A 21,765-nucleotide genomic window follows, 5' to 3' on the forward strand; every position below is an offset into this window, starting at 1 on the left:
GGTCCGCTCCGGCCGTCACCGCGGTTCCGGATCGGCGCGGTACAGGGCCTGCCAGTAGTAGCTCCACGACACGGCGCGGTCCTGCGCCACGCACCGCCAGCGCTCGGCGGGCCGGTACGCGGACACGAAAGCCGGCGCCTGCTCGCGCACCGCCTCGCTGTCGTGGATGTCGATGACGTCGCGCAGGAGCCCGCTGTTCAGCGCCAGCCGCACGACCTCGGCGCCCTGCGAATGGCCGTCCAGCGTCTCGTCGAGGTATTTGCCGACCGGGTTGTTGACGTAGAAGTGATCGCAGGTCGCGTCGATCAGTTCGAGGTAGTCGTGCACGGTGCCGGGATCCATCTCGGCGAACGAGTCGATGTTGAGACACAGGTCGAAGCGGGTGCCGCGCACCCGCTCGTCCACCTCGGTGACTCCCACGAACCGAATCTTCGCGAACTGCTCCGGTGTCAGCACCGTCTCCAGGTACCGGCGGGAGAGCGCCAGCGTGTTCGGCAGATCGACGATGGTGTACCCGGCGACCTCGTGGTTGGAGAGCAGGGTGTGGCAGGTCCGGCCGTAGCCGGCGCCGATCTCCATCACCTGGGCGCCGTCGAGGGGCAGCTGAGCCGCCAGGAACTCCACCTCGTGCACCGCCTGCAGGTAGTCGAGGCAGACCGGCTCGCCGTTGCACCGCACCGCATAGGGCCTGCCGACCTCGCGATGGCGGGTGCGGCGCAGCCGCTCGCGGTTCGCGGGGGTCAGCCGCATGCCCAGGGCGAAGGTGAGCGCCTTCAGATACCGCACGCCGTTCGGCTGGGGGTTCCACAACGCCAGCTTGAAGTTGACCGCGTTCGACTTGAAGCCGGTGAGATCCACCGCGGCTTCCTCGGTGATGTGCGCCTCGGTGATGTGCTGCCACTGCGCGCTCGGACCGTACCGCCCGGCCGGCGGTCTCACCTGTTCTGTCACGCCACTTCCTCTACGACGTGGGGGCTGCGCACGACGCCGACGAGTACGTCGTGCTGAAGCTGCCGCAGGGCGTGCGACGGCTCGATACCGAGCTTCTGATCCAGCATGCGTTGCAACTGGCGGTAGGCGTCCAGGGCGTCGGCCCGGCGGCCCTCCTCGCTCAGAGCGATCATCAGCTGCTCGTAGAACCACTCGTCGAACGGGTTCTCCAGCGCGGCGAACCGCAGCTCGGGGATGAGTTCGCGATGCCGGCCGAGTCGCAGGTCGGCCAGGATGCGGGTGCGTACCGCCCGGGTGCGCGCCTCCTCCAGCCGGCGCAGGTGCGGAGTCAGCACCGGGCCCGCGGTGATGTCGGCGAGGACCGGGCCGCGCCACAGGGCCAGTGCCTCGCGCAGCAAGCGGGCCGCGCGCTCCGGCTCGCCCGCAGCATGGGCGGCGATGCCCTCCCCGCTCAGCCGTTCGAAGGCGAACGCGTCGATCTCCGATTCGTGGCATCGCAACAGGTAGCCCGGCGGCCGCGTCTCGATGAACTCGCCCCAGCCGAGCTGATCGGCGTACCGCTGGTAGTTCTTCCGCAACTGGTAGATGTAGGTCTGCGCGGTGGTGACGGCGCTGCGTGGCGGGTTCTCCCCCCACAGCTCCTGGATGATGCAGCCTCGATCGACCACCTGATTGGCCCGCAACAGCAGCAGGGCAAGCGTCCACCGCACCCGTGTCGCGCTGGGTGTGCTCGGCTTCCCCTGCATCGAACTCTCGAGCGGGCCGAGTATTCGGAACTTCATGAAACGTTTCTAACAGCCACCGGTGCGGGATCGACAGAACTCGTTGTCCTATGGGGAACGCGCGACGGTCCGCTGTGGACATCCGGATACACTCCCGGCTACACCGGCCCTCAACCCCGCCCCGGCGATCGATCACCCGCGCTTGAGCACGTGCGTCAGGTACTCCTTGGGGTTCAGCGGATTGCCGTCGGTGCGCCGGCGGGTCGGCGGGGCGCCGGCGGTCTTGCGGTAGCCGCTCAGCGCGGAGACGAACACACCTTCACCGTGGGACAGGCCCGGTAGTTGCCGCTCGAACTCGTACACGCCGCTCGCCGGGATCGTGCCCTGCAGGTGGCTGACCGAGCCCCGCGCCTCGCACTGGTCCACGACCGCCCGCACGGCGGCCAGCCGGGACATGACGGCCCGGACCGTGTCGTCCGGCACCTCCAGCTCGAACTGGTCGACCGGTTCGTGCACCGTGGTCCCGGCCTCGCGGAGCGCGGTCATCAGCACCAGGGGGGTGAGCTTGCGGAAGTCACCCGCCGAGGTCACCGGGCTGAAATACGCGGTGTCGGTCAACGTCACCACGCAGTCCACGACCTCCCAGCCGTACAGTCCCTGCTGCGCCGTCTGCCGCACGGTCTCCTCGATCGCCTTGTGGAAGGCCGCCGGCAGGCCGCCGGGCTCGACCTCGAGCTGGTATCGCAGGCCGGTACCGGCCGGACCCGGTTCGATCCGCAGGCCGACGGTGGCGGCGAACGCGTTCTGCCAGATCACTTCCAGCCCACGGCCGACACCCGCCACCTTCTCGACGTACACCGTGGTGATCTCGTCGAAGACCACCTCGATGCCGTACCGGTCGAGGAGCAGGCCCTTGATCACCTCACGTTGCACCTCGCCGTAGAGCGCCACCGAGATGCTCTGCTCCGCCTCGTTACGGCGCACATTGATCAGCGGGTCCTCCTCGGCCAGCCGTCGCAGGCGCTGGTACAGCAGGCCGGTCTGCTCCGGCCGGGCGGCCCGTACCACGGTCTCCAGGCTGGGCGGCGCGAAGAAGCCGCTGGACGGCAGCCCCTCGGGCGAGCCGAGCTGGTCGTCGACCTGCACGTGCGTCAGCCCGTACACCTTGGCGATGTCGCCGGCCTCGGCCACCGTCTCGCTGGTGGTGGTGCCGTTCTGGAAGACCTGCACCGACGTCGTCTTGCCGGTGCCCTCGACCACGTCACCGGTGCGGCCACGGCGGTACGTGTCGACCGGCTCCCGCGCCGCGAGCCGGCCGGAGTGCACGCGTACGTAGGCGACCTTCTCGCCGCCGGACGCCCAGTCGATTTTGAAGACGCCGGCCCGCAGCGGCGCCAGCGGGTCGCCGGGCGGCGGCGGGAGGAACTCCTTGATCGCTCGGACCAGGTCCTCCACCCCTTCGCCGGTCATGGCCGAGCCGAAATAGACAGGCGTCACCAGGGACTGCCGCACCTGACGGGTCAGCTCCGCGGCGAAGTCCCGCTCGGTGAGGTGCGTGTCGTCGTCCAGATAGGACTCCAGGAAGGCGTCGCTCGCGTCGGCCAGCAGGTCGGCCACCAGCGCACCGCGCCGGCCCTCGGACAGCGGCAGCGGCACCGATCGCGCCCGGCCGGTGCCGGGATCGGTCACCGTGCTCATCGCGAGCGGCCGGGGAGTCAGCTTCTCGCCGATGCTGTCCAGCAGATCCTGGTAGCGGGCGCCGACCCGGTCGATCTTGTTGACGAAGATGAGGACGGGGATCCGCAGCCGGGCCAGTGTCCGCATGAGAATCCGGGTCTGCGCCTGCACCCCTTCGACGGACGAGACGACCAGGACGGCTCCGTCGAGCACGCGCAGCGCGCGTTCCACCTCGGCGATGAAGTCCGGGTGTCCGGGCGTGTCGATGAGATTGACCTGAAGGTCGTCGATCGTGAAGGACACCACGGCTGACCGGATGGTGATCCCGCGACGTCGCTCCATCTCCATGGAGTCGGTCTGGGTGCTGCCGGCGTCGACGCTGCCGACGTGATCGATGACGCCGGTGTGATGCAGGAGCCGTTCGGTCAGGCTCGTCTTTCCGGCGTCAACATGCGCAACGATCCCGATATTGAGGGAGTCCATTGATGAACGTCACCTTTAGGTAGATAGCCGACATGACCGTCCCGTCTACAGCTCCGGACTGTCGGCGCATCTCAACTCCCTCTCGAAACCGATTGAAATGACGATCTACCCGACACGCAGCTTACCACCGCGGCGACCCCGTGCCGCCGCGCGCGATCCGTCGAGTCGCCGTCGACGTCGCGTCGAGACACCCCCTCTAGCGTCCGGTGGCAGCCAGCTGACGATCATCACCAGGAGGTGTAGATGCGAGTTCTCTTCGTTGCTGCGGCGGGTCCGCACGTACCGTGGATCGTGCCGTTGAGTTGGGCCTGTCAATTGGCGGGACACCAGGTCAGGGTGGCGGTCCGGCCACAGGGTGTCGACGCGGTCAAGGCCACCGGGCTGGTCACCGTGCCGGTGGGTGACGAGGCCACCATCCAGCAGGCACAGAACCGGCACAGCGGCCTCGCCTACAAGGGCACGCCGCGCGACATCACCGGCAACTGGTTCGCCCGGCCGGAACTGCTCGACAAACAGCTACGGGTGGGCATGGCCAACCGGTTGCTCGCGGCGGCCGAGGCGACCGCCGCGGACACCGTGGCACTGGCGCGGGCCTGGCGTCCGGACGTCGTGGTCTACGACACCGTCGCGTCCGCCGGGCTGGTCGCGGCGGCCGCGATCGGGGTGCCGGCGATCGGGCACACGGCCGGCTACACACTGGACTTCGACTACCGGGGCGAGCCGGAACTGTGGGCTGCCTACCAGGGGCTGTTCGACAAGTTCGGCCTCGAGCCGATCTTTCCTGAGATCCTGGTCGACCCCTGCCCGCCCAGCCTGCGCGACCCCTACCGCATTCCCTGGGCCGGCATGCGGCTGGTGTCCTACAACGGTCCGGTGGTGGCCCAGCCGTGGCTGGTGCCCTCCGGGGACCGCCCCCGGATCTGCCTGACCTCCGGCATCACCACGACCGTGCTCGACCCGCTGACCGCCCGGATCGCGCGGGCCGTCCAGAAGACCGGCGCGGAACTGGTCATCGCCGTGGAGCGCGCGGACCGCGCCGGCGTCGCGCAGAGCCTGCCGGACATCCGCGTCGTCGAGTCGTATCCGCTGAGCGTGCTGCTGCCCACCTGCGACGCGGTCATCCACCACGGCGGGCTGGGCACCGGCATGCACACCGCCGCCAACGGCGTTCCGCAGGTCACCCTGCCGCAGAGCACCTCGCAGGACTTCTGGGCGAACAAGGTCGAGCAGTTCGGCCTGGGCGTGTCCATCGCCGATCCGGAGGCCGCCGATGAGCTCACCATCCAGCATGCGCTGGAGACGGTCCTGACCCGGCCGGAGTACCGGCAGCGGGCCATGGCCCTGCAGCGGGAGGTCGCGACGACACCGGCGCCGGCCGCCGTGGTCGGCCTCCTGGAGGACTGCGCGGCCGGCGCGGACATCCGGAGCAGTCCGCTGGTGGCTTCCGCCTGACGCCCGAGCCCGCGAGGGCCCCGCTCGATAGGAGATCCCGACGTGACGACAGACAACGCCACCTACGACGTCACCATCATCGGTACCGGGTTGTCCGGCACCATTCTCGGCTCCATCCTGGCCCGGCACGGTTTCCGGGTGATGCTGCTGGACGGCACTCAGCATCCGCGCTTCGCGGTCGGTGAGTCGACGATCGGGCAGACCCTCTCGGTGATGCGCCTCATCGCCACCCGGTACGACGTGCCGGAAGTCGCCAACCTGGCGAGCCTCGACGGGGTGCTGACGAACATCAGCAGCGGGCACGGGCGCAAGAGCAACTTCGGCTTCGCGTTCCACCACGACGGCCAGGAGCCGGACCCGCGGGAGACCAACATGTTCCGCATCCCGACCGGGATGGGGCAGGCAGCGCACTACTTCCGCCAGGACACCGACGCCTACATGTTCCACACCGCCATCCGGTACGGCTGCGACGCCCGCCAGAACTACCGGGTGGAGAAGATCGACCTGGCGGCGGACGAGGTGACGGTCACCGGCGCCGACGGCAGCGCCTACCGCAGCCGGTACCTCGTGGACGCCAGCGGGTTCCGCTCGCCACTGGCCCAGCGGCTGAACCTGCGGGAGACGCCGAGCCGGCTCAAGCACCACGCACGTTCGATCTTCACGCACATGATCGGCGTCGAGCCCGCGGACGACCACCTCGGGTTCGGGCCCCAGGACCAGCCGCCGGTGCCGTTCAACGACGGCACCATGCACCAGATCTTCGACCGCGGGTGGATGTGGATCATCCCGTTCAACAACCGGGAGGGCGCCACCAACCCGCTGTGCAGCGTCGGCATCCAGCTCGACCCGCGGCGCTATCCGGCACGCCCCGAGCTCTCACCCGAGCAGGAGTTCTGGACCCACGTGGACCGGTTCCCGGCGGTGAAGCGGCAGCTGGCCAACGCGCGCAGCGTCCGCGAATGGGTCGGCACCGACCGCATGCAGTACTCCTCGGCACGCACCACCGGACACCGCTGGTGCCTGATGTCGCACGCGGGCGGCTTCATCGACCCGCTCTTCTCCCGCGGGCTCTCCAACACCTGCGAGGTCATCAACACGCTGGCCTGGCGGTTGATGGAGGCGCTGCGCGACGACGACTTCTCCGCCGAGCGGTTCGCACCCGTGGAGCGGCTCGAGCAGGGGTTGCTGGACTACAACGACCAGCTGGTGAACTCGGCGTTCATCGCCTTCGGCAACTACGACCTGTGGAACGCGGTGTTCCGCATCTGGGCCGCGGGCAGCGTGCTCGGCGGCAAGCACGTGCTCAATGCCATGATCGCCGCACAGCGGACCGGCGACGACGAACCGTGCCGCCGGCTGGACGACAGCCCGTACCCGGGTCTGTGGTGCCCGATCGACTTCTATGCGGAGCTCTTCGACGAGGTGGTGGCCGCCTGTGCGGCGGTGGACGCCGGCACGGAGCAGGCGCAGCAGGCCGGCGACCGGATCAACGAGAAGATCCGGGCCGCCGACTGGATGCTGCCGCCGCTGGAGTTCAACCGGCCCGAGGTCCGCTACATCGATCCGACCCCGGAGCGGATGGGCGCGATCGCGGGGTGGGCGGCCGGCCATCCGCGCCGTGCGATCCGCGAGCTCCTGGCCGACGCCGCGCCGACCCACTGACTCAGGAGGAGAGACATGACTGCCGATGTCGTCATCGTCGGTTGCGGCCCGGTCGGCGCGTTCCTCGCCGGCGAGTTGCGCCTGGCCGGCGTCCGGGTCGTGGTGCTGGAGCGGGCCGCCGCGCCGACCGTGCACTCCCGCGCCTTCCGGCTGCAGACCAGGACACTGGAACTGCTCGATCTGCGCGGGTTGCTCGACCGGTTCGTCGCCGACGCCGTCAAGATACCCAAGACGCACTTCGCGGCGATCCGGCCACCGCTGCTGGACCTGGACCTGCTGGACAGCGAGCATCCGTACACCCTGGGCATCCCGCAGGCACGCACCGAGGCGTACCTGGCGGAGCACGCGACCGGGCTGGGCGCCGAGATCCGGCGGGGCCACGAGGTGACCGGCGTGGAACAGACCGACGACCGGGTGGTGCTGCAGGTGAGCAGCCCGGCCGGCCGGTACTCGCTCGCGGCGGACTACGTCGTGGGCTGCGACGGCGGACGCAGCGTCGTCCGCAAGACGGCCGAGATCGGGTTTCCCGGGTCCCCCGGCACCGTGAGCGCACTGCTGGGCGACGTCACGCTCGCCGACCCGGCGGCCTTCCCCTCCGGCATCCCCGGCACGCTGCGCACCCGGTCCGGCCTGGTCATGGCGGTGGCCATGCCGGACACCGGCATCCGCGTGTTCACCTGTGAGTTCGACCGGCCGGTGCCCGACCGGGACGCGCCGGTGACGATGGAGGAACTGCGCGCCGCGGTGGCCAGGGTGACCGGCACGGAGATCGAGATGACCGCGCCGACCTGGCTCGCCCGCTTCACCGACGCGTCGCGGGTGGTGGACCGGTTCCACAGCGGCCGGGTGTTCCTGGCCGGCGACGCGGCACACGTCCACTTCCCGATCGGCGCCCAGGGGCTCAACCTCGGCATACAGGACGCCATGAACCTCGGGTGGAAGCTGGCCGGCCGGATCCACGGGTGGGCGCCGGATGACCTGCTGGACAGCTACGACCGGGAGCGGCGCCCGGCAGCCGATCGCGTCGTCCTGGAGACCCGGGCCCAGCTCGCGCTGATGAACTCGGACGAACGGATCGACCCGCTGCGCGAGGTGTTCCGGGAACTGCTCGCGATCGACGAGGTCAACCGCCACCTGTCGCGCATGCTGACCGGGCTGGACGCGCGCTACGCACCGGCCGCCGGTGCGCACCCGCTCGTCGGACAGCTGTTCCCGCCGCTGCGGCTGTGCACCGCGGACGGCCCGGTCCGGGTGGCGGACCTGCTCCGTACCGGGCGGCCGGTCCTGGTCGACCCGGGCGACGATCCGTCGGTGGCCGCCGTGGCGGCCGGGTGGCGCGACCGGGTCGACGTCGTCACGGCCCGGCAGGAGGGCGGCGCCACCCTGGGCGGGCTGCTGATCCGGCCGGACGGGTACGTGGCGTGGGCCGCCACTCCGGGCGGGGAACCGGCAGCGGCGGAGTCGTCGCTGCCGGCCGCCCTCGCGACCTGGTTCGGACGGGCCACGGCGGCGGTGCGCTGATCGTCGGCCGCAGCCGGCACACCACGGTGGCCGGGTTCGTGTCACGAACCCGGCCACCGTTCTGGTGTCACCGCAGGGGTGCTCCGAACCAGGTCTCCAACGCCGCGCGCAGCTCCGCGGCCTCGGCGACCGGGTCGCCGGCCCAGCAGACATAGCCGTCCGGCCGCACCAGGAAGGCGTTCGCGAGCCGGTCGTCCGGCTCGGCGGCCGTACCGGTGACGACGTCGACCCGGTCCTTCCACGCGGTGCCCGCGTCGCTCGCCCCGGCGGCCCGGCCCAGCATGACCAGCACGCCGTGACCACAGTGGAAGTACTCGCTCAGGTAGCGGCGGGACTCCGGGGTGACCAGCGGCACGTCCGGCATCCGCCGCCCGATCATGGGATGCGCGCCGGGCAGGTCGTACTCGATGTCCAGCGCCACGCCGAGCCCGGCGAAGTAGCGGTTGACCTGCGGCATGCGCAGCAGGTCGGTGAAGGTGTCGCGCAGCGCCCGCAGGTTCGGGTCGGGATCGAGGAGCACGACCTGGAGACGGGTGTTGCGCAGCACCAGTTCACCCACCGGATGACGCTCGCTGTGATAGGAGTCCAGCAGCGCGTCACCGCCCCAGCCGTGCACGGCGGCGCCCAGCTTCCACCCCAGGTTCATCGAGTCCTGCAGCCCCATGTTCATGCCCGGTCCGCCGGCCGGGAACGTCACGTGGGCGGCGTCGCCGGCCAGGAAGACGCGTCCCCGCCGGTACTGTTCGGCCTGCCGGGAACTGTCGGTCAGCCGGGTCAGCCACTCGATGTCGCACAGCCCGAAGTCACTGCCCGCGATGTCGACGAGTGCCGCCCGCATCTCCTGCTCGGTCACCGGCGCACGGCGGTCGGGGAAGGTCCGCCCGTACCAGAAAACCATGACGCGGTGCAGGCCCGGTTCGAAGAGCGGGACCGCCGAGAACCAGGCACGTTTCTCGGGCCGCACCACGCCGTACGGGCGCAGCGGCCCCATCCCCTCGCCGACCGGCAGTTCCCCGCTGAACTTGGCATCGGCCAGCAGCACGGCGAGGCTGGGCTCCTGTCCGGGGAACTCGATGCCGGCGAGCTTGCGGGTGGTGCTGCGACCGCCGTCACAGCCGACCAGATAGCGCGACCGGATCTGGTACTCCCCGTCCGGCCCGCGGATGCCGGCGGTGACACCGGTGTCGTCCTGCTCGAGCCGGACCAGCTCGTGCCCACGTCGGATCTCCGCACCGAGCCGGCGGGCCCGCGCGGTCAGCAACTCCTCGACCTCCACCTGCGTGCGGTACAGCCCGTACGGGTGGCGGCTGTCGAGCACCTCGTACACCAGTGGCGAGGGCAGACTGGCGAAGTGGCCGCCGCGCAGCTTCGGCGCGCCGTCGAGAAGGTCCTCGTGGGCCCCCCGGAGCTCGAACTCCTCGATCGTGCGGGCGTGCAGGCCCAGGGCCTTGGCATGACCGAACGGTTCGGTCATGCGTTCCACGACCAGCGTCCGGACCCCCGCGAGCCGCAACTCACAGGCCAGCATCGTGCCGGCGGGGCCGCCACCGACCACCACAACGTCGACGTCATCCATCGACTGTCTCCCTCCTAGACGACCGACACCTCGAACATCGCGACCGATCCCCGCACCCGCAGCTGGTAGCGCTCGAACCGGGCCCCGAGGGCCGCGTCGAGGTCGGCCAGCGAGTCGTCCTTGTTGCTCATGACCCCGTCCGCGTTGAGCGACTCGAGCGCCTTCGGGGCGAGCCGTCCGTGCCGTACCCCGTGGGTCAGGACGGTGGCGCCGAAGATCCGCCCGCCCTTCACCACGTACGGCAGGACGTTGTCGAAGACCACGGCCTTCTGCTTGATGTCACCCGGCATGCAGTGCAGCAGGAAGTTCATGCCGACCGAGTCGAATCGGGCGGCGCCGAGCTCCAGTGGTTGCAGCACGTCGCGGCGGTACATGGCCGGGCGGTACCGGGCCAGGCGGCCCGCGGTCTTGCGCAGGACCTCGTCGTTCAGGTCGGCCAGAACCACCTGGGGCCGGTCCGCGGGGAACGTGCAGCGGTCCAGGAAGAAGCCGGTGCCCGGGCCGAGATCCAGGTGGCGGCGGCCGACGTTGCGGTCGTAGTGCTTCAGCATGTACCGCCGCGGGCAGTGCCACACGGCCGAGCAGACGAAGCCGAGCACCCACACGTCGTAGGCGGCCAGGATGCTCCGGCTGTACACGGCGGCGCCGGCCATCACCTGGTCCGGTGCGAGGGCGATCACCGCGTCGCCGGAGCCGTCGGCGGGCTGGACGGGCATGGCGGGGTCTTCCCCATGCGTCGGTTCGGTCCGCTTCACGCTTCCGCCCGCTCCTCGGCGTACGCCTTGGCCAGGCGCAGGTTGCCCATGCTGTTCGCGCTGAGCACCTTGCGCAGATAGCGCCGGGCCCCGGCGACCGTGGTGCCCGCACCCAGCAGGTGCAGCCCGTCGGGACGGATCGTGCAGGTGTGCCGGGCGCCGAGGATCAGGCCCTCCGGCGTCTCGGTGAACATCCAGTGGCCGGCGTGCGCGGTCATCGTCGCGGGCGGCTGGGTCTGCTTGTAGACGATCTTCCGGTTCGGCAGACAGATACGGACCGAACGGGTGGTGTGCTCAGACCCGTCCGCGGAGACCGTGTCCATGTCGAAGAACTGGATACCCGGCACCTCCTCGGTCATCGTCAGCCGGGCCACGTGCGGGATGCGCTCCGGCCACTTGTCCGCCTCGTAGAGGTAGGTGTATGCGTCGCGCACGGAACCCGCCACGAACAGCGGGTCCTCGAAGGAGATGATCAGCTCGGCCAGCTCGTCGCGGTGTTCGGCGGCGTACCGGAGGGTCTCCAGCTCCGCGAGGCTGTCCTGGCGCAGCAGGCCGGCCCGGCGGGTCAGCTCGGCGGGATCCGGATCCAGCAGCGCGAACTCGTGACGCAGGACGACAAGCGTGGTGCCGTCCGGCTGTTCCTCGAGATACCAGGCCCCTCGCAGGTCCGCGAAGGGCGGGTCGGCCGGCTCGTGGACGAACGTGACGCGCCGGCCGTCGTCCTCGGCCGTGCGACGCTCACGCCAGGTCCGGACGGAGTCGGGTCCGGTGACGTACCACCGCTGGACCAGCTCACCGGAGGCGTCCCCGGCCAGGTGTTCGGCGTGCACCGCCGGCCGGTGCAGCTGGCTCCAGCCGGCCAGGTCGGTCACGAGGTCGCGGCACACCTGGACCGGCGCGCGGACCGGAATCTTCTCCTCAACGACATGGGTAGCACTGGTCAACACTGGATGATCCCTTCGGCCATGGAAATCGCGGGCGATGGTTGCCACCGTCGACGCGGCTGCTGGAGGCACGGTGGAGCACCGGTCGACAGCGGGCCCGTGAACGACGCTCCACCGCGGTTCGAGAGCTGCGGCACAGACTGAGCCGGTGCGCGCGGTAACCCAACCCACCTGCCCTAACGGAGTGGCCATGCCTACACAGGTCGACCTGCCCACCACGGACCTCGCCTTCGAACGCCGCTACGTCCAGGTCCAGCAGTTCTACGCACGACACATGCAGCTGCTGGACGCCGGCGCGGCGCGGGAGTGGGCGGAGACCTTCACCCAGGACGGCACCTTCGAGGCGCCGACACTCGACGAGCCGACCCGGGGCCGGGACGAGCTGATCGCCACGATGAGCCGGGCCGCCGCGGAGCTGGCCGCGGCCGGCGAGATCCGCCGGCACTGGCACGGCATGCTCGACGTCCGGCCGGCTCCGGACGGCACGATCGCGGTCCGTTGCTACGCGCTGGTCTTCTCGACGCTGCGCGGCGAGACCCCGCGCCTGCACCGCACCTGCGTCTGCGAGGACGTCCTGGTGCTCGAGGACGGGCAGCTCCGGGTGCGGTCCCGCCGGGTCACTCGCGACGACCTGGCCTGATCCCGACCCGCACGACGGCGCCCCGTCCCCGATGATCGGGACGGGGCGCCGATGGTCAGGCGGATACCACGCAGGTGAACATGTGCAGGTAGGAGTTGACCGGTTCCACCCTGCCCAGGATCAGGCCGGCCTGTCCGATCAGGTCTTCCAGGCCGGCCCGGGTGTGCTTCCGGCCGCCGACGTTGAGCAGCAGGAGCAGGTCCATGGCCGTGGTGAACCGCAATTCCGGGCTGCCGTCGATGAGGTTCTCGACGATGACCACCCGTGCCCCCGGCCGGCCGCTCGACGCGATGGCCCGCAGGGTCGCCACCGTGCTCACGTCGTCCCATTCCAGGACGTTCTTCAGCAGGTAGAGGTCGGCTTCGACCGGGACCTCGCGCCGGCAGTCACCGGCGACCAGCTGGACCCGATCACCGAGGGAGCCGCCCGGGCGCAGGCACGGGTCCGCGTCGGCGATCACCTCCGGCAGATCGAACAACACGCCGCGCAGCGCCGGGGTGCGCTCCAGCAGGGCGCGCAGCACGCCGCCCTGCCCGCCGCCGACGTCCGCCACCACGGCCATCCCGCGCAGGTCCAGCACACCCGCGAGGGCCTGCGCGGACAGCGCGCTGGCCTGGGTCATCGCCCGGTCGAAAACGGCGGCCGACTCCGGCGCGTCCTCGTGCAGGTACTCGAAGAAGCCCTTGTCGTGCAGGTCGCCGAAGACGCTGCGGCCGGCCCGTACCGCCTCGTCCAGCCGCGGCCACAGTTCCCAGGTCCACGGCTCGGTCGCCCAGAGCGTGGTGTATCGCAGGCCGCGTGGCGTGTCCTCGCGGAGCAGGCGCGAGGCGTCGGTGTGCGCGAAACGGTCGCCGGTCACCTCGGTGAAGATGCCGTTGCTGGCCAGGGCGCGCAACAGCCGCCGCAGCGCACCGGCGTCGGCCTTCACCGTCCGCGCGATCTCGTCCACGGACGCCGGGTCGTCGTCCAGCGCGTCGGCCACACCGAGCCGCGCCGCGGCTCGCAGCGCCGCGGCGCACGCGGCACTCAGCGCCAGCTCACGCAGCTGCCGGACGGCCGGCGGTACCGTCATGTCGCTCATGACGGCGTCACCGCGCCGGCGCCGTGGCTGGAGCGCAACTCGTACGGCGAGAAGTCGACAGTGGCATTCTTGATCACCTGCTGCAACGGCGTGCGGAAGCCCTCCGAACTGGTGGCCGTGCGATGCGCGGCCGCGTCCTGCCAGTGGGCGATCTCCACGTACACCTTCGGGTCACCGGCCGACTGGTACAGCTGGTGGGAACGGAAGCCCGGTTGCCGCGCCATGTGGTCGGAGATCTGGGCCAGCGCCCGCTCGAACTCCTCGACGTCTCCGGTGACCGTCATCCGGTCGATGAAAATGAACACGATGTGGTCCTCACCTTCAGCTGCGTCCTGCGGGGAATGAGTCCTGGTCGGCGCGGGCCGTGGTGACCCGGTGCCGGTCGAGCGTCTGGTCGCGCAGCTCTCGCCGCCGCACCTTGCCGGTGGCCGACCGCGGGATCTCGTCGACCAGCTCCACCCCGGCCAGGTGCTCGTAGTAGGGCAGGCGATCGTTGACGTACGCCATCAGGTCGGCCGGACCGGCGGCGCCGTCGCGGACCACGGCCAAGCCGTAGGCCACCGCACCGCTGAACTCGTCCGGGTAGTCGAAGACGACGCAGTCGGTGACCGCCGGATGCCGGCGCAGCTCGCGCTCGACGGTGGCCGGCGCCACCAGCCAGTTGTCGCGTTTGAAGACGTCCTTGAGGCGATCGACGAGGAAGAGGTAGCCGTCCGGGTCGATCCGGCCGATGTCACCGGTCGCGAACCAGCCGTCGGGGTCGACGTCCTGGGAGCGTTCACGACCGAGGTACCCGTGCATCAGCTGCGGGCCGCGCACCTGCACCTCGCCCTTGGCGCCGATCGGCAGCACCGTACCGGTGTCCACGTCGACGATCCGGCAATCCGTGCCGGGCACCAGCAGCCCGCAGGAACCCGTCCGGGGCCGGTCCAGGTCGCCGAGGTGCGTCGACGGCGACGTCTCCGCCAGGCCGTACCCCTGCACCACCGGTATCCCGAAGTGCTCGCTCAGGGTGACGGTCGCCGATTCGGGCATGGCCGAGCCGCCGGACAGGATGGCTCGCAGGGAGTCGATCCGCATCGCCGGCAGCCGCGGATCCACCGCCAGCCGGGACAGCCGCACGGGCAGGCTGTACAGGTGCGTCGCGCCGCACGCGGCGGCGGCCCGCATCGCCACGGCGAGGTCCGGCTCCGCACAGAGCACGTGTGTCGCCGTCGCGACCAGTCCGATGGTCAGATGCATCAGGTGGAACGTGGGCAGGTAGTTGAAGAGCACCGAGTCTGCGGTGAGCCGGTGGCCGTACACGGTCTGCGCGGCGTTGACCGTCAGGTTGCGATGGGTCAGCTGCACGGCCTTCGCCGGCCCGCTCGTCCCGCTGGTGAGCTGGAGGCAGGCCACCGCGTCCGGCGTGCCCGCCGGCGCCGGCACCCCGGGCGGGGCGGCGGCGATCAGTTCGCTCAGCGTGGGAACGTCAGGGTCGGCCGGCACGCCGTCCTCCCGGTGGGTCAGCACCAGGTGGAGCAGCCCGGGCAGCCGATGCCGCACCGGCTGGATCCGGCGGTGCATCTCCGGCGTCGCCACCACGGCGCCGGCCCGGACCGTGTTCAGCGCGTGGACCAGGCCGTCCTCCCGCAGCAACGGGTTGATCAGCGCGCTGACGCCGCCCGCCCGCGCGATCCCGAAGAATCCGGCCGCGAAGACCGGATCCAGCACGCCGGCCAGCGCCACCACCTGGTCCGGCCCGCCGGTCAGGGTGCGCAGCGCGGCCGCGCTGCGTGTCGCCAGCCGGTCCAGCTCGGCGAAGGTCAGCGAGGCGGCGCCGGAGCGCACGGCGATCCGGTCCGGCGCCAGTAGCGCCGCACGGGTCAGGAGTGCGTCCACGCGTGCGTCGATCTCGTGCGCGACGGTGCGCTCCAGCGGCGGACCGCGAAGGAAGCCGTCCGCCGCGATGGTGGTCTCGGACATAGATCAGCCCGTCCGTTCTCGGAGGTGCCGGCCGCACCGTGCGGCCCACGGCTGACTCTTCGCCCGCCCGCTCGACGCCGGGTCGAGATTCAAGCGACGATCAGTACGGGTTGAGCGGCACTGTCACCCGGTGCCCAGTGCCGCTGTACCCCCGGAACCAGCGACACTCCTCATTGGACCGCTCAACCTGTCACGCAGAGCACCTGTGGTGTTACAAAGCGGCATGATCTTTCGAGTACTCGGCCCGTTGGAAGTCACCGTGCAGGGCACGGTCGACACGCCCACGGCGGCCAAGGTCCGCTGGACGCTCGCCCTGCTGCTGCTGCGGGCGAACCACGTCGTCGGCCGCACGTCGATCATCACGGAGCTATGGGGCGAGAACCCGCCTCGCAGTGCCGTGACCACCGCCCAGACCTACATCTACCAGCTGCGCAAGAAATATCAGGACCGGCTCGGCGCGGGCGAGCTCGTGGAGACCCGCCTGGCCGGATACCTGCTCAAGGCGGACGAGGCGCAGATCGACGCGCGGGTGTTCGAACGGCTCAGCGACCAGGGGCACGCGTCACTGGAGGCCGGGCACGTCGAGCGGGCCGCACGGCAGCTGCACGAGGCACTCGCGCTGTGGCGCGGCCCGGCGCTGGCCGACGTCCCGGCCGGGCCGGTGCTGGCGCCGCACCTCACGCACCTGGAGGAGACCCGGACCTGGACCCTGAGGCTGCGTATCCTCGCCGACCGGCGGCTGGGCCGCCACCATGACCTGATCCCCGAACTTCAGTTCCTGGCGGCCGCCCACCCCCTCGACGAGTGGTTCCACCAGCAGTTGATGATCGCGCTGACCGAGACCGGCCGGCGCGCCGACGCCCTGCAGGTGTACGAACGCATCCGGGTCACCCTCGGTGCCGAATTGGGGGTACACCCCTCGCCGGGGTTGTGCCGGCTCCAGCACGACGTGGTCACCGGCGACCCGTGGACGCCGGGACCGGAGGCCGACCTGGACCTTGTGCTGCCGCGGTCGCACGCTGTGGCGTGAGGACGAGCCGCGATCAGGCCGTCCAGTGCGACCACACGTCGGCCGCCGCCTCGTCACCGTAGGAGGCGGCGAGCCGCTCACCGAAGCCGGCGGGGTCCACGGTGTACTCCTGGGTGCCGACGCTCTCCAGCGCCAGGGCCCCGAGCTGGCACCCGACCTCGGCGGCCCGCCGCGGCGACAGCCCCCAGCCGAGGCCACCGAAGAAACCGGCACGAAAGGCGTCCCCGGCGCCGGTCGGGTCGACCGGCCGCACCCCGCCGGCCGCCGGTACGCACACCGGCTCGATGTCCCGGCCGGTGATCCGGACGCCGCGTTCGCCGAGCGTGGTCACCTGCACGGCGACCCGGTCGAGCAACTCTCGGGGGGTAAACCCGGACTTGGCCAGCAGCAGGTGCTCCTCGTACTCGTTGGTCACCAGATAGTCGGCGCCGGTGATGAACGCGGTGACCACCTCGCCCGGCATGGTCGCCAGTTGCTGCGACGGGTCGGCGACGAAGGGCTGCCCGATCCGGCGGCACTGGTCGGCGTGGCGCACCATCGCGGCCGGGTCGTCCGCGGCGACGATGACCAGGTCGGGTGGGTTCGAGCGGGCGAGCAGCGGCGCCAGGTCGATCTGAGCCGCCTCCGCCATGGCGCCCGGATAGAACGACGCGATCTGGCACATGCTGGTGTCGGTGGTGCAGGTGAACCGGGATGTCTGTGCCGTCTCGCTGACCCGGACGAACTCGCAGTCCACGCCGTGGCTCTCCAGCCACGTCCGGTAGGCGGCGAAGTCCGTGCCCACCGCGCCGATCAGGAACGGGCTCAGGCCCAACCGGCCCAACCCGTACGCGATGTTGCCGGCCACCCCGCCGTACCGCACGTCGAGCGCGTCGACCAGGAACGACAGTGAGACGGTGTGCAACTGGTCGGGCAGCAACTGCTCGCTGAAACTGCCCGGGAACCGCATGAGGTGATCAGTCGCGATGGAGCCGGTGACGGCGATGCGGCCCATGACGGCGGCCTCCGGGGTAGTGGGTCGGTGCGCCGAACCGTACGGATGCCGGTTCCAGAACCGCTCGGGCGGCGGACGACCCCGCCCCCCAACCGCCCTTGAGGAGATCTCGATCGGCGTCCCGAAGGATCACCGGCGTCGCAGCCCCGTGCAGAAGGGAACGCCATGTTGTTCACCGCAGGGGAAGTCGCCTACTTGCGGACACAGCCGCTGGGCCGCCTGGCCACCACCGGCGGCGCCGGCCATCCGCATTGCGTCCCGGTGAGGTTCACCTACAACGCGGACCGGGACACCATCGACATCACCGGCCGGCAGTTGAGCGGGAGCCGCAAGTACCGTGACGTGCGGGCGGACGGCCGGGTGGCTTTCGTCGTCGACGACATCACCTCCGACTCGCCGCCGGCGTTCCGCGGCCTGGAGATCCGGGGCGAGGCCGAGGCGCTCCCGGCCGCCGGCGGCGCCGGTACCGAGCTGATCCGGATCCACCCGGTCCGGATCGTCGCCTGGGGCATCGACGCGGGCTGGGAAGCCGGGGCGGCGGGCCGCGCGGCCGATGGCGTGCCCGCCGGTCTCAGGGGGCGGCGATGACGATCCGGGTGTGGGACTACCTGCCGGAGTACCAGGAGGAACGTGCGGACATCCTCGCCGCGGTGGCGAGGGTGTTCGAGTCCGGCCAGCTGATCCTGGGTCCCGGGGTGACCGGGTTCGAGGAGGAGTTCGCGGCCTACCACGGCATCGGCCACTGCATCAGTGTCGACAACGGCACCAACGCGATCAAGCTGGCCCTGCAGGCGCTCGGCGTTGGTCCGGGCGACGAGGTGATCACGGTGGCCAACACCGCCGCGCCGACCGTGGTGGCCATCGACGGCACGGGTGCCGTACCGGTCTTCGTGGACGTGCGCGAGGACGACTTCCTGATGGACACCGAGCAGGTCGCGGCCGCGATCGGCCCGCGCACCCGTGCGCTGGTCCCGGTGCACCTGTACGGCCAGTGCGTGGACATGACCCCGCTGCGCCGGCTGGCCGCCCGGCACGGCTTGGCCGTGCTGGAGGACTGCGCCCAGGCACACGGCGCGCGCCACCAGGGCAGGCTCGCGGGCACGATGGGCGACGCGGCCGCGTTCTCGTTCTATCCGACGAAGGTTCTCGGCGCCTACGGTGACGGCGGCGCCGTGATCACCGGTGACGAGCACGTCGACCAGGACGTCCGGCGGCTGCGCTACTACGGCATGGAGGACCGCTACTACGTGGAGCGGACTCCCGGCCACAACAGTCGCCTCGACGAGGTGCAGGCCGAGATCCTGCGGGGCAAGCTGCGCCGCCTCGACGCCTACATCGCGGGGCGCCGGGCCGTGGCGCGGCGATACACCGAGGCGCTGGGTGACCTCGCCGAGCCGGGCGGGCTCGTGCTGCCGGCGGTGTCGCCCGGCAACGAGCACGTGTACTACCTGTACGTGGTCCGGCATCCCCGCCGGGACGAGATCATCGAGCGGCTGCGGGCCTACGACATCGCGCTGAACATCAGCTACCCCTGGCCCGTGCACACGATGACCGGATTCGCGCACCTCGGGTACGCCAAGGGCTCGCTGCCGGTCACCGAGCGACTCGCCGGTGAGGTTTTCTCCCTGCCGATGTACCCGTCGCTGCCGCTCGACCGCCAGCAGGCCGTCATCCGGGGACTTCGCGACGTACTGACCGGTTCATGACACATCCACACTGCTATGGAGGGAGCACTGTGCCGAACGAGCCGGTGGCCGTCACCTGCAAGGTGTGCGGCGGACACGTCCACGAGTTCCTCGATCTCGGACGGCAGCCGCTGTCCGACGCGTTCCGTGAGCCGGAGAGCGTCGCCCCGGAGTTCTTCTTCCGGCTCGCCGTCGGGCGCTGTGAGTCGTGCACCATGGTGCAGCTGACCGAGTCGGTACCGCGGGAGAAGATGTTCCACGAGGACTACCCGTACCACTCGTCCGGGTCCGCGGTGATGCGGGCGCACTTCGCGACCGTCGCGCGGCGGTTCCTCGACACCGAACTGGCCGTGCCGGACCCGTTCATCGTCGAGATGGGCTGCAACGACGGCGTCATGCTCGCCACCATCAACCAGGCCGGTGTACGCCACCTGGGCTTCGAACCCTCCAACGGGGTGGCCGAGGCGGCCCGCGCTCAGGGAATCCGGGTGCGCACCGCGTTCTTCGAGGAGGAGACCGCGGCGCGGGTGCGGGCGCAGGAGGGACCGGCCCAGGTCATCTACGCGGCGAACACCATGTGTCACATCCCCTACCCGGAATCGATCTTCCGAGGTGTCGACGCGCTGCTGGCTCCGGACGGCGTGTTCGTGTTCGAGGACCCGTACCTCGGCGACCTGGTGGCGAAGACGTCCTTCGACCAGATCTACGACGAGCACTTCTTCCTGTTCAGCGGGCACTCGGTGCGAGCCATGGCGGAGCACTACGGGTTCCAGCTGGTGGACGTGGACCGGTTGGCGGTGCACGGTGGCGAGGTCCGGTACACGCTCGCCCGGGCCGGCGCGCGCGTGCCCAGCGCCGCCGTCGCCGGCCTGCTCGCCGAGGAGGATGCCAGTGGCCTGTCCGACCTGACGACCCTGCGCCGCTTCGGCGACAGCGTGCTGCGGGTCCGCGACGACCTGGTGGCGTTGCTGCGGCGACTCCGCGCCGAGGGATCCCTGGTGGTCGCGTACGGCGCCACCGCGAAGAGCGCGACGGTCACGAACTTCTGCGGCATCGGGCCCGAGCTCGTCTCGTACGTGTGTGACAGCACGCCCGCCAAGCAGCACCGGATCACCCCTGGCAAGCACATCCCGGTGCGCCCACCGACGGCGTTCCGCGACCCGTACCCGGACTACGCGCTGCTGTTCGCGTGGAACCACGCCGACGAGATCATGGCGAAGGAAGAGGAGTTCCGGCGCCGTGGCGGGCAATGGATCAGTTATGTGCCGGATGTCCGGGTGCTCTGATGAATCGAGAGAGCGTGAAGCGAGGGCCCGGCATCCCGATCTCCTCCCGGGCCGTCGCCACCGTGCCGGAGACCGGTCCCGGCGTGTCGCGGCCGGTCACGCCCGGCACCCTGGATGACGCGATCACCCGGCCCGGTGGTGAGCTGCTGGCCGTGCTGAGCCGGCACCTGCCCGCGATCCGGTCCGGGGCCACGCCCAACGACCGGGACGGCGCTTTCCCCGTGGCGACCTTCCGGGACTTCGCGCGCGACGGCGTGCTGGGCGCGACCGTGCCCGCGGAGCTGGGCGGCATGGGTGTCAGCCGGCTGCACGACGTGGCGGTCGCGCTGCTGCGGGTGGCCGAGGCCGACGCCTCCACCGCGCTGGCCCTGCATGCCCAGTTCAGCCGGGGGATCACCCTGACGTACGAGTGGCGGCACGGACCGCCGCCCGCCCGCGCCCTGGCCGAACGGCTGCTGCGCGGGATGGCGCGCGGCGAGGCGGTGGTCTGCGGCGCGGTGAAGGACCACCCGGGCGCGGTCACCCGGCTGCGCCCCGACGGCTCCGGTGGCTGGCTGCTGTCCGGCCGCAAGATGCTGGTGACGATGGCGCCGATCGCGACGCATTTCGTCGTCTCCGCCCAGGCGCCCGTGGCCGGGGGCCCGACGCTGCTGTTCGCGCCGATCGTGTCCCGCGACGCCCCGGGGCTCTCCGTCATCGACGGCTGGGAGGGCCTGGGCATGCGGGCGTCCGGCACGCTCGACGTGGCGTTCGACGACTGCCCGGTGCCGGCCGGTGACGTGCTGGCGCGCGGCAGCGTCGGCGCGCACAGCGACGCGGCCCTGGCCGGGCACACGGTCAGCTCCATCACGATGCTCGGCATCTACGCGGGTGTCGCCCAGGCGGCCCGCGACCTCACCGTCACCCGGCGGCCGGGCACACCGTCGGCGGCGACGCGGACCCTGGTGGCCGAGATCGACGCACGCCTGTACGCGCTGCGGGCTACCGCGTCTGCCGCGTTGAGGAACGCCGACGAGCTCTCACCGCGCCAGGACATGGACGCGGACGACCGGGGCCGGCGCATGATGACCCCGTTCCAGTGCGCCAAGCTCATGGTCAACCAGTTGGCGGCGGCGGTGGTCGACGACTGCCTGACCGTGGTGGGCGGGGCGACGTACGTGGCGGGTCACCCCTTGGCGCGGCTGTACCGGGACGTGCGCGCCGGCCGGTTCATGCAGCCTTACACCTACGTCGACGGGGTGGACTACCTGAGTGCACAGGCCCTGGATCTGGAGCACGACAACAACTACGTGAGTGCGCGGGCCGTCCGGCCGGTGGACGGCCGGTGACCGTGCGGCCCGC

The 21,765-nt window shown here is 70.9% G+C and carries 19 protein-coding genes; 9 read left to right on the forward strand and 10 right to left on the reverse strand.

Annotated elements, in window-relative coordinates; all coding sequences use genetic code 11:
• Positions 1-15: 15 nt before the first annotated feature.
• From ADL15_RS09325 to ADL15_RS09335, 3 genes are all read right to left on the reverse strand, one after another.
• On the reverse strand, positions 16-951 hold the full coding sequence (locus ADL15_RS09325) for a putative sugar O-methyltransferase (RefSeq protein ID WP_269748323.1): 936 nt from the start codon (positions 949-951) through the stop codon (positions 16-18).
• Positions 948-1,733, reverse strand: a complete 786-nt coding sequence (locus tag ADL15_RS09330) for an AfsR/SARP family transcriptional regulator (protein WP_083971040.1) — start codon at positions 1,731-1,733, stop codon at positions 948-950. Before ADL15_RS09330 ends, ADL15_RS09325 begins: the two co-directional genes overlap by 4 nt.
• Positions 1,734-1,865: 132 nt before the next feature.
• The gene (locus ADL15_RS09335; protein WP_067687215.1) at positions 1,866-3,833 is read right to left on the reverse strand and encodes an elongation factor G; all 1,968 of its coding nucleotides are present in this window, start codon (positions 3,831-3,833) and stop codon (positions 1,866-1,868) included.
• 243 nt (positions 3,834-4,076) lie between these two features.
• Between ADL15_RS09335 and ADL15_RS09340 the strand changes: the two genes are divergently transcribed.
• Genes ADL15_RS09340 through ADL15_RS09350 form a run of 3 tightly spaced genes read left to right on the forward strand, consistent with a single transcriptional unit; the run spans position 4,077 to position 8,468 of the window.
• Positions 4,077-5,285, forward strand: coding sequence for a nucleotide disphospho-sugar-binding domain-containing protein (locus tag ADL15_RS09340; RefSeq protein WP_083971041.1), 1,209 nt, complete (start codon positions 4,077-4,079; stop codon positions 5,283-5,285).
• A 42-nt stretch (positions 5,286-5,327) separates the two neighbouring features.
• Entirely contained in the window at positions 5,328-6,947 is a 1,620-nt protein-coding gene (locus tag ADL15_RS09345) for an NAD(P)/FAD-dependent oxidoreductase (RefSeq protein ID WP_067687221.1), read from the forward strand.
• 15 nt (positions 6,948-6,962) lie between these two features.
• A complete protein-coding gene (locus tag ADL15_RS09350) occupies positions 6,963-8,468 on the forward strand; it encodes an FAD-dependent monooxygenase (RefSeq protein WP_067687223.1) in 1,506 nt (501 codons plus the stop codon).
• A 67-nt stretch (positions 8,469-8,535) separates the two neighbouring features.
• Here the strand turns inward: ADL15_RS09350 and ADL15_RS09355 are convergent, their stop codons facing one another.
• The 3 genes from ADL15_RS09355 to ADL15_RS09365 are packed head-to-tail and all read right to left on the reverse strand — an operon-like array spanning position 8,536 to position 11,743.
• The gene (locus ADL15_RS09355) at positions 8,536-10,044 is read right to left on the reverse strand and encodes an FAD-dependent monooxygenase (RefSeq protein WP_067687226.1); all 1,509 of its coding nucleotides are present in this window, start codon (positions 10,042-10,044) and stop codon (positions 8,536-8,538) included.
• Positions 10,045-10,058: 14 nt separating this feature from the next.
• Positions 10,059-10,760, reverse strand: coding sequence for a class I SAM-dependent methyltransferase (locus ADL15_RS09360; protein WP_198170666.1), 702 nt, complete (start codon positions 10,758-10,760; stop codon positions 10,059-10,061).
• Positions 10,761-10,795: 35 nt separating this feature from the next.
• Positions 10,796-11,743: an aromatase/cyclase gene (locus ADL15_RS09365; RefSeq protein ID WP_067687412.1), complete on the reverse strand. Its 948-nt coding sequence runs from the start codon at positions 11,741-11,743 to the stop codon at positions 10,796-10,798.
• A 190-nt stretch (positions 11,744-11,933) separates the two neighbouring features.
• Between ADL15_RS09365 and ADL15_RS09370 the strand changes: the two genes are divergently transcribed.
• The gene (locus tag ADL15_RS09370; protein ID WP_067687230.1) at positions 11,934-12,383 is read left to right on the forward strand and encodes a nuclear transport factor 2 family protein; all 450 of its coding nucleotides are present in this window, start codon (positions 11,934-11,936) and stop codon (positions 12,381-12,383) included.
• A gap of 55 nt (positions 12,384-12,438) precedes the next feature.
• On the opposite strand, the gene ADL15_RS09375 is transcribed toward ADL15_RS09370, so the two are convergent.
• Genes ADL15_RS09375 through ADL15_RS09385 form a run of 3 tightly spaced genes read right to left on the reverse strand, consistent with a single transcriptional unit; the run spans position 12,439 to position 15,429 of the window.
• Positions 12,439-13,464 (reverse strand): methyltransferase, encoded by a 1,026-nt coding sequence (locus ADL15_RS09375; RefSeq protein WP_067687233.1) that lies wholly within the window; start codon positions 13,462-13,464, stop codon positions 12,439-12,441.
• Positions 13,461-13,769, reverse strand: coding sequence for an antibiotic biosynthesis monooxygenase family protein (locus tag ADL15_RS09380; RefSeq protein ID WP_067687236.1), 309 nt, complete (start codon positions 13,767-13,769; stop codon positions 13,461-13,463). Before ADL15_RS09380 ends, ADL15_RS09375 begins: the two co-directional genes overlap by 4 nt.
• 16 nt (positions 13,770-13,785) lie before the next feature.
• Entirely contained in the window at positions 13,786-15,429 is a 1,644-nt protein-coding gene (locus ADL15_RS09385; RefSeq protein ID WP_083971044.1) for a class I adenylate-forming enzyme family protein, read from the reverse strand.
• A 223-nt stretch (positions 15,430-15,652) separates the two neighbouring features.
• Between ADL15_RS09385 and ADL15_RS09390 the strand changes: the two genes are divergently transcribed.
• Positions 15,653-16,459, forward strand: coding sequence for an AfsR/SARP family transcriptional regulator (locus ADL15_RS09390; RefSeq protein WP_067687239.1), 807 nt, complete (start codon positions 15,653-15,655; stop codon positions 16,457-16,459).
• A 13-nt stretch (positions 16,460-16,472) separates the two neighbouring features.
• On the opposite strand, the gene ADL15_RS09395 is transcribed toward ADL15_RS09390, so the two are convergent.
• Positions 16,473-17,453, reverse strand: a complete 981-nt coding sequence (locus ADL15_RS09395; RefSeq protein WP_067687242.1) for a carbohydrate kinase family protein — start codon at positions 17,451-17,453, stop codon at positions 16,473-16,475.
• A gap of 165 nt (positions 17,454-17,618) precedes the next feature.
• Here ADL15_RS09395 and ADL15_RS09400 point away from each other — a divergent pair, with 165 nt between their 5' ends.
• From ADL15_RS09400 to rubN8, 4 genes are read left to right on the forward strand one after another with little or no spacing between them, the layout of a single operon-like run.
• Positions 17,619-18,041, forward strand: a complete 423-nt coding sequence (locus tag ADL15_RS09400) for a PPOX class F420-dependent oxidoreductase (RefSeq protein ID WP_067687245.1) — start codon at positions 17,619-17,621, stop codon at positions 18,039-18,041.
• Positions 18,038-19,159 (forward strand): DegT/DnrJ/EryC1/StrS family aminotransferase, encoded by a 1,122-nt coding sequence (locus tag ADL15_RS09405; RefSeq protein ID WP_067687248.1) that lies wholly within the window; start codon positions 18,038-18,040, stop codon positions 19,157-19,159. The genes ADL15_RS09400 and ADL15_RS09405 overlap by 4 nt, the downstream gene beginning before the upstream one ends.
• 29 nt (positions 19,160-19,188) lie before the next feature.
• Complete coding sequence (locus tag ADL15_RS09410; protein WP_394326921.1) at positions 19,189-20,424, forward strand: methyltransferase domain-containing protein; 1,236 nt, start codon at positions 19,189-19,191, stop codon at positions 20,422-20,424.
• Positions 20,424-21,752 (forward strand): amino sugar nitrososynthase RubN8, encoded by a 1,329-nt coding sequence (rubN8, locus tag ADL15_RS09415; RefSeq protein WP_083971045.1) that lies wholly within the window; start codon positions 20,424-20,426, stop codon positions 21,750-21,752. Before ADL15_RS09410 ends, rubN8 begins: the two co-directional genes overlap by 1 nt.
• Positions 21,753-21,765: the final 13 nt, after the last annotated feature.

This window comes from Actinoplanes awajinensis subsp. mycoplanecinus (assembly GCF_001509495.1).
GTDB lineage: Bacteria > Actinomycetota > Actinomycetes > Mycobacteriales > Micromonosporaceae > Actinoplanes > Actinoplanes palleronii.

Excerpts from the sequence above, each read along its gene's own strand:
- ADL15_RS09330 (WP_083971040.1), bottom strand. The coding sequence starts at position 1,733 with ATGAAGTTCCGAATACTCGGCCCGCTCGAGAGTTCGATGCAGGGGAAG.
- ADL15_RS09335 (WP_067687215.1), bottom strand. The coding sequence starts at position 3,833 with ATGGACTCCCTCAATATCGGGATCGTTGCGCATGTTGACGCCGGAAAG.
- ADL15_RS09340 (WP_083971041.1), top strand. The coding sequence starts at position 4,077 with ATGCGAGTTCTCTTCGTTGCTGCGGCGGGTCCGCACGTACCGTGGATC.
- ADL15_RS09350 (WP_067687223.1), top strand. The coding sequence starts at position 6,963 with ATGACTGCCGATGTCGTCATCGTCGGTTGCGGCCCGGTCGGCGCGTTC.
- ADL15_RS09355 (WP_067687226.1), bottom strand. The coding sequence starts at position 10,044 with ATGGATGACGTCGACGTTGTGGTGGTCGGTGGCGGCCCCGCCGGCACG.
- ADL15_RS09360 (WP_198170666.1), bottom strand. The coding sequence starts at position 10,760 with ATGCCCGTCCAGCCCGCCGACGGCTCCGGCGACGCGGTGATCGCCCTC.
- ADL15_RS09370 (WP_067687230.1), top strand. The coding sequence starts at position 11,934 with ATGCCTACACAGGTCGACCTGCCCACCACGGACCTCGCCTTCGAACGC.
- ADL15_RS09375 (WP_067687233.1), bottom strand. The coding sequence starts at position 13,464 with ATGAGCGACATGACGGTACCGCCGGCCGTCCGGCAGCTGCGTGAGCTG.
- ADL15_RS09385 (WP_083971044.1), bottom strand. The coding sequence starts at position 15,429 with ATGTCCGAGACCACCATCGCGGCGGACGGCTTCCTTCGCGGTCCGCCG.
- ADL15_RS09390 (WP_067687239.1), top strand. The coding sequence starts at position 15,653 with ATGATCTTTCGAGTACTCGGCCCGTTGGAAGTCACCGTGCAGGGCACG.
- ADL15_RS09395 (WP_067687242.1), bottom strand. The coding sequence starts at position 17,453 with ATGGGCCGCATCGCCGTCACCGGCTCCATCGCGACTGATCACCTCATG.
- ADL15_RS09400 (WP_067687245.1), top strand. The coding sequence starts at position 17,619 with ATGTTGTTCACCGCAGGGGAAGTCGCCTACTTGCGGACACAGCCGCTG.
- ADL15_RS09405 (WP_067687248.1), top strand. The coding sequence starts at position 18,038 with ATGACGATCCGGGTGTGGGACTACCTGCCGGAGTACCAGGAGGAACGT.
- rubN8 (WP_083971045.1), top strand. The coding sequence starts at position 20,424 with ATGAATCGAGAGAGCGTGAAGCGAGGGCCCGGCATCCCGATCTCCTCC.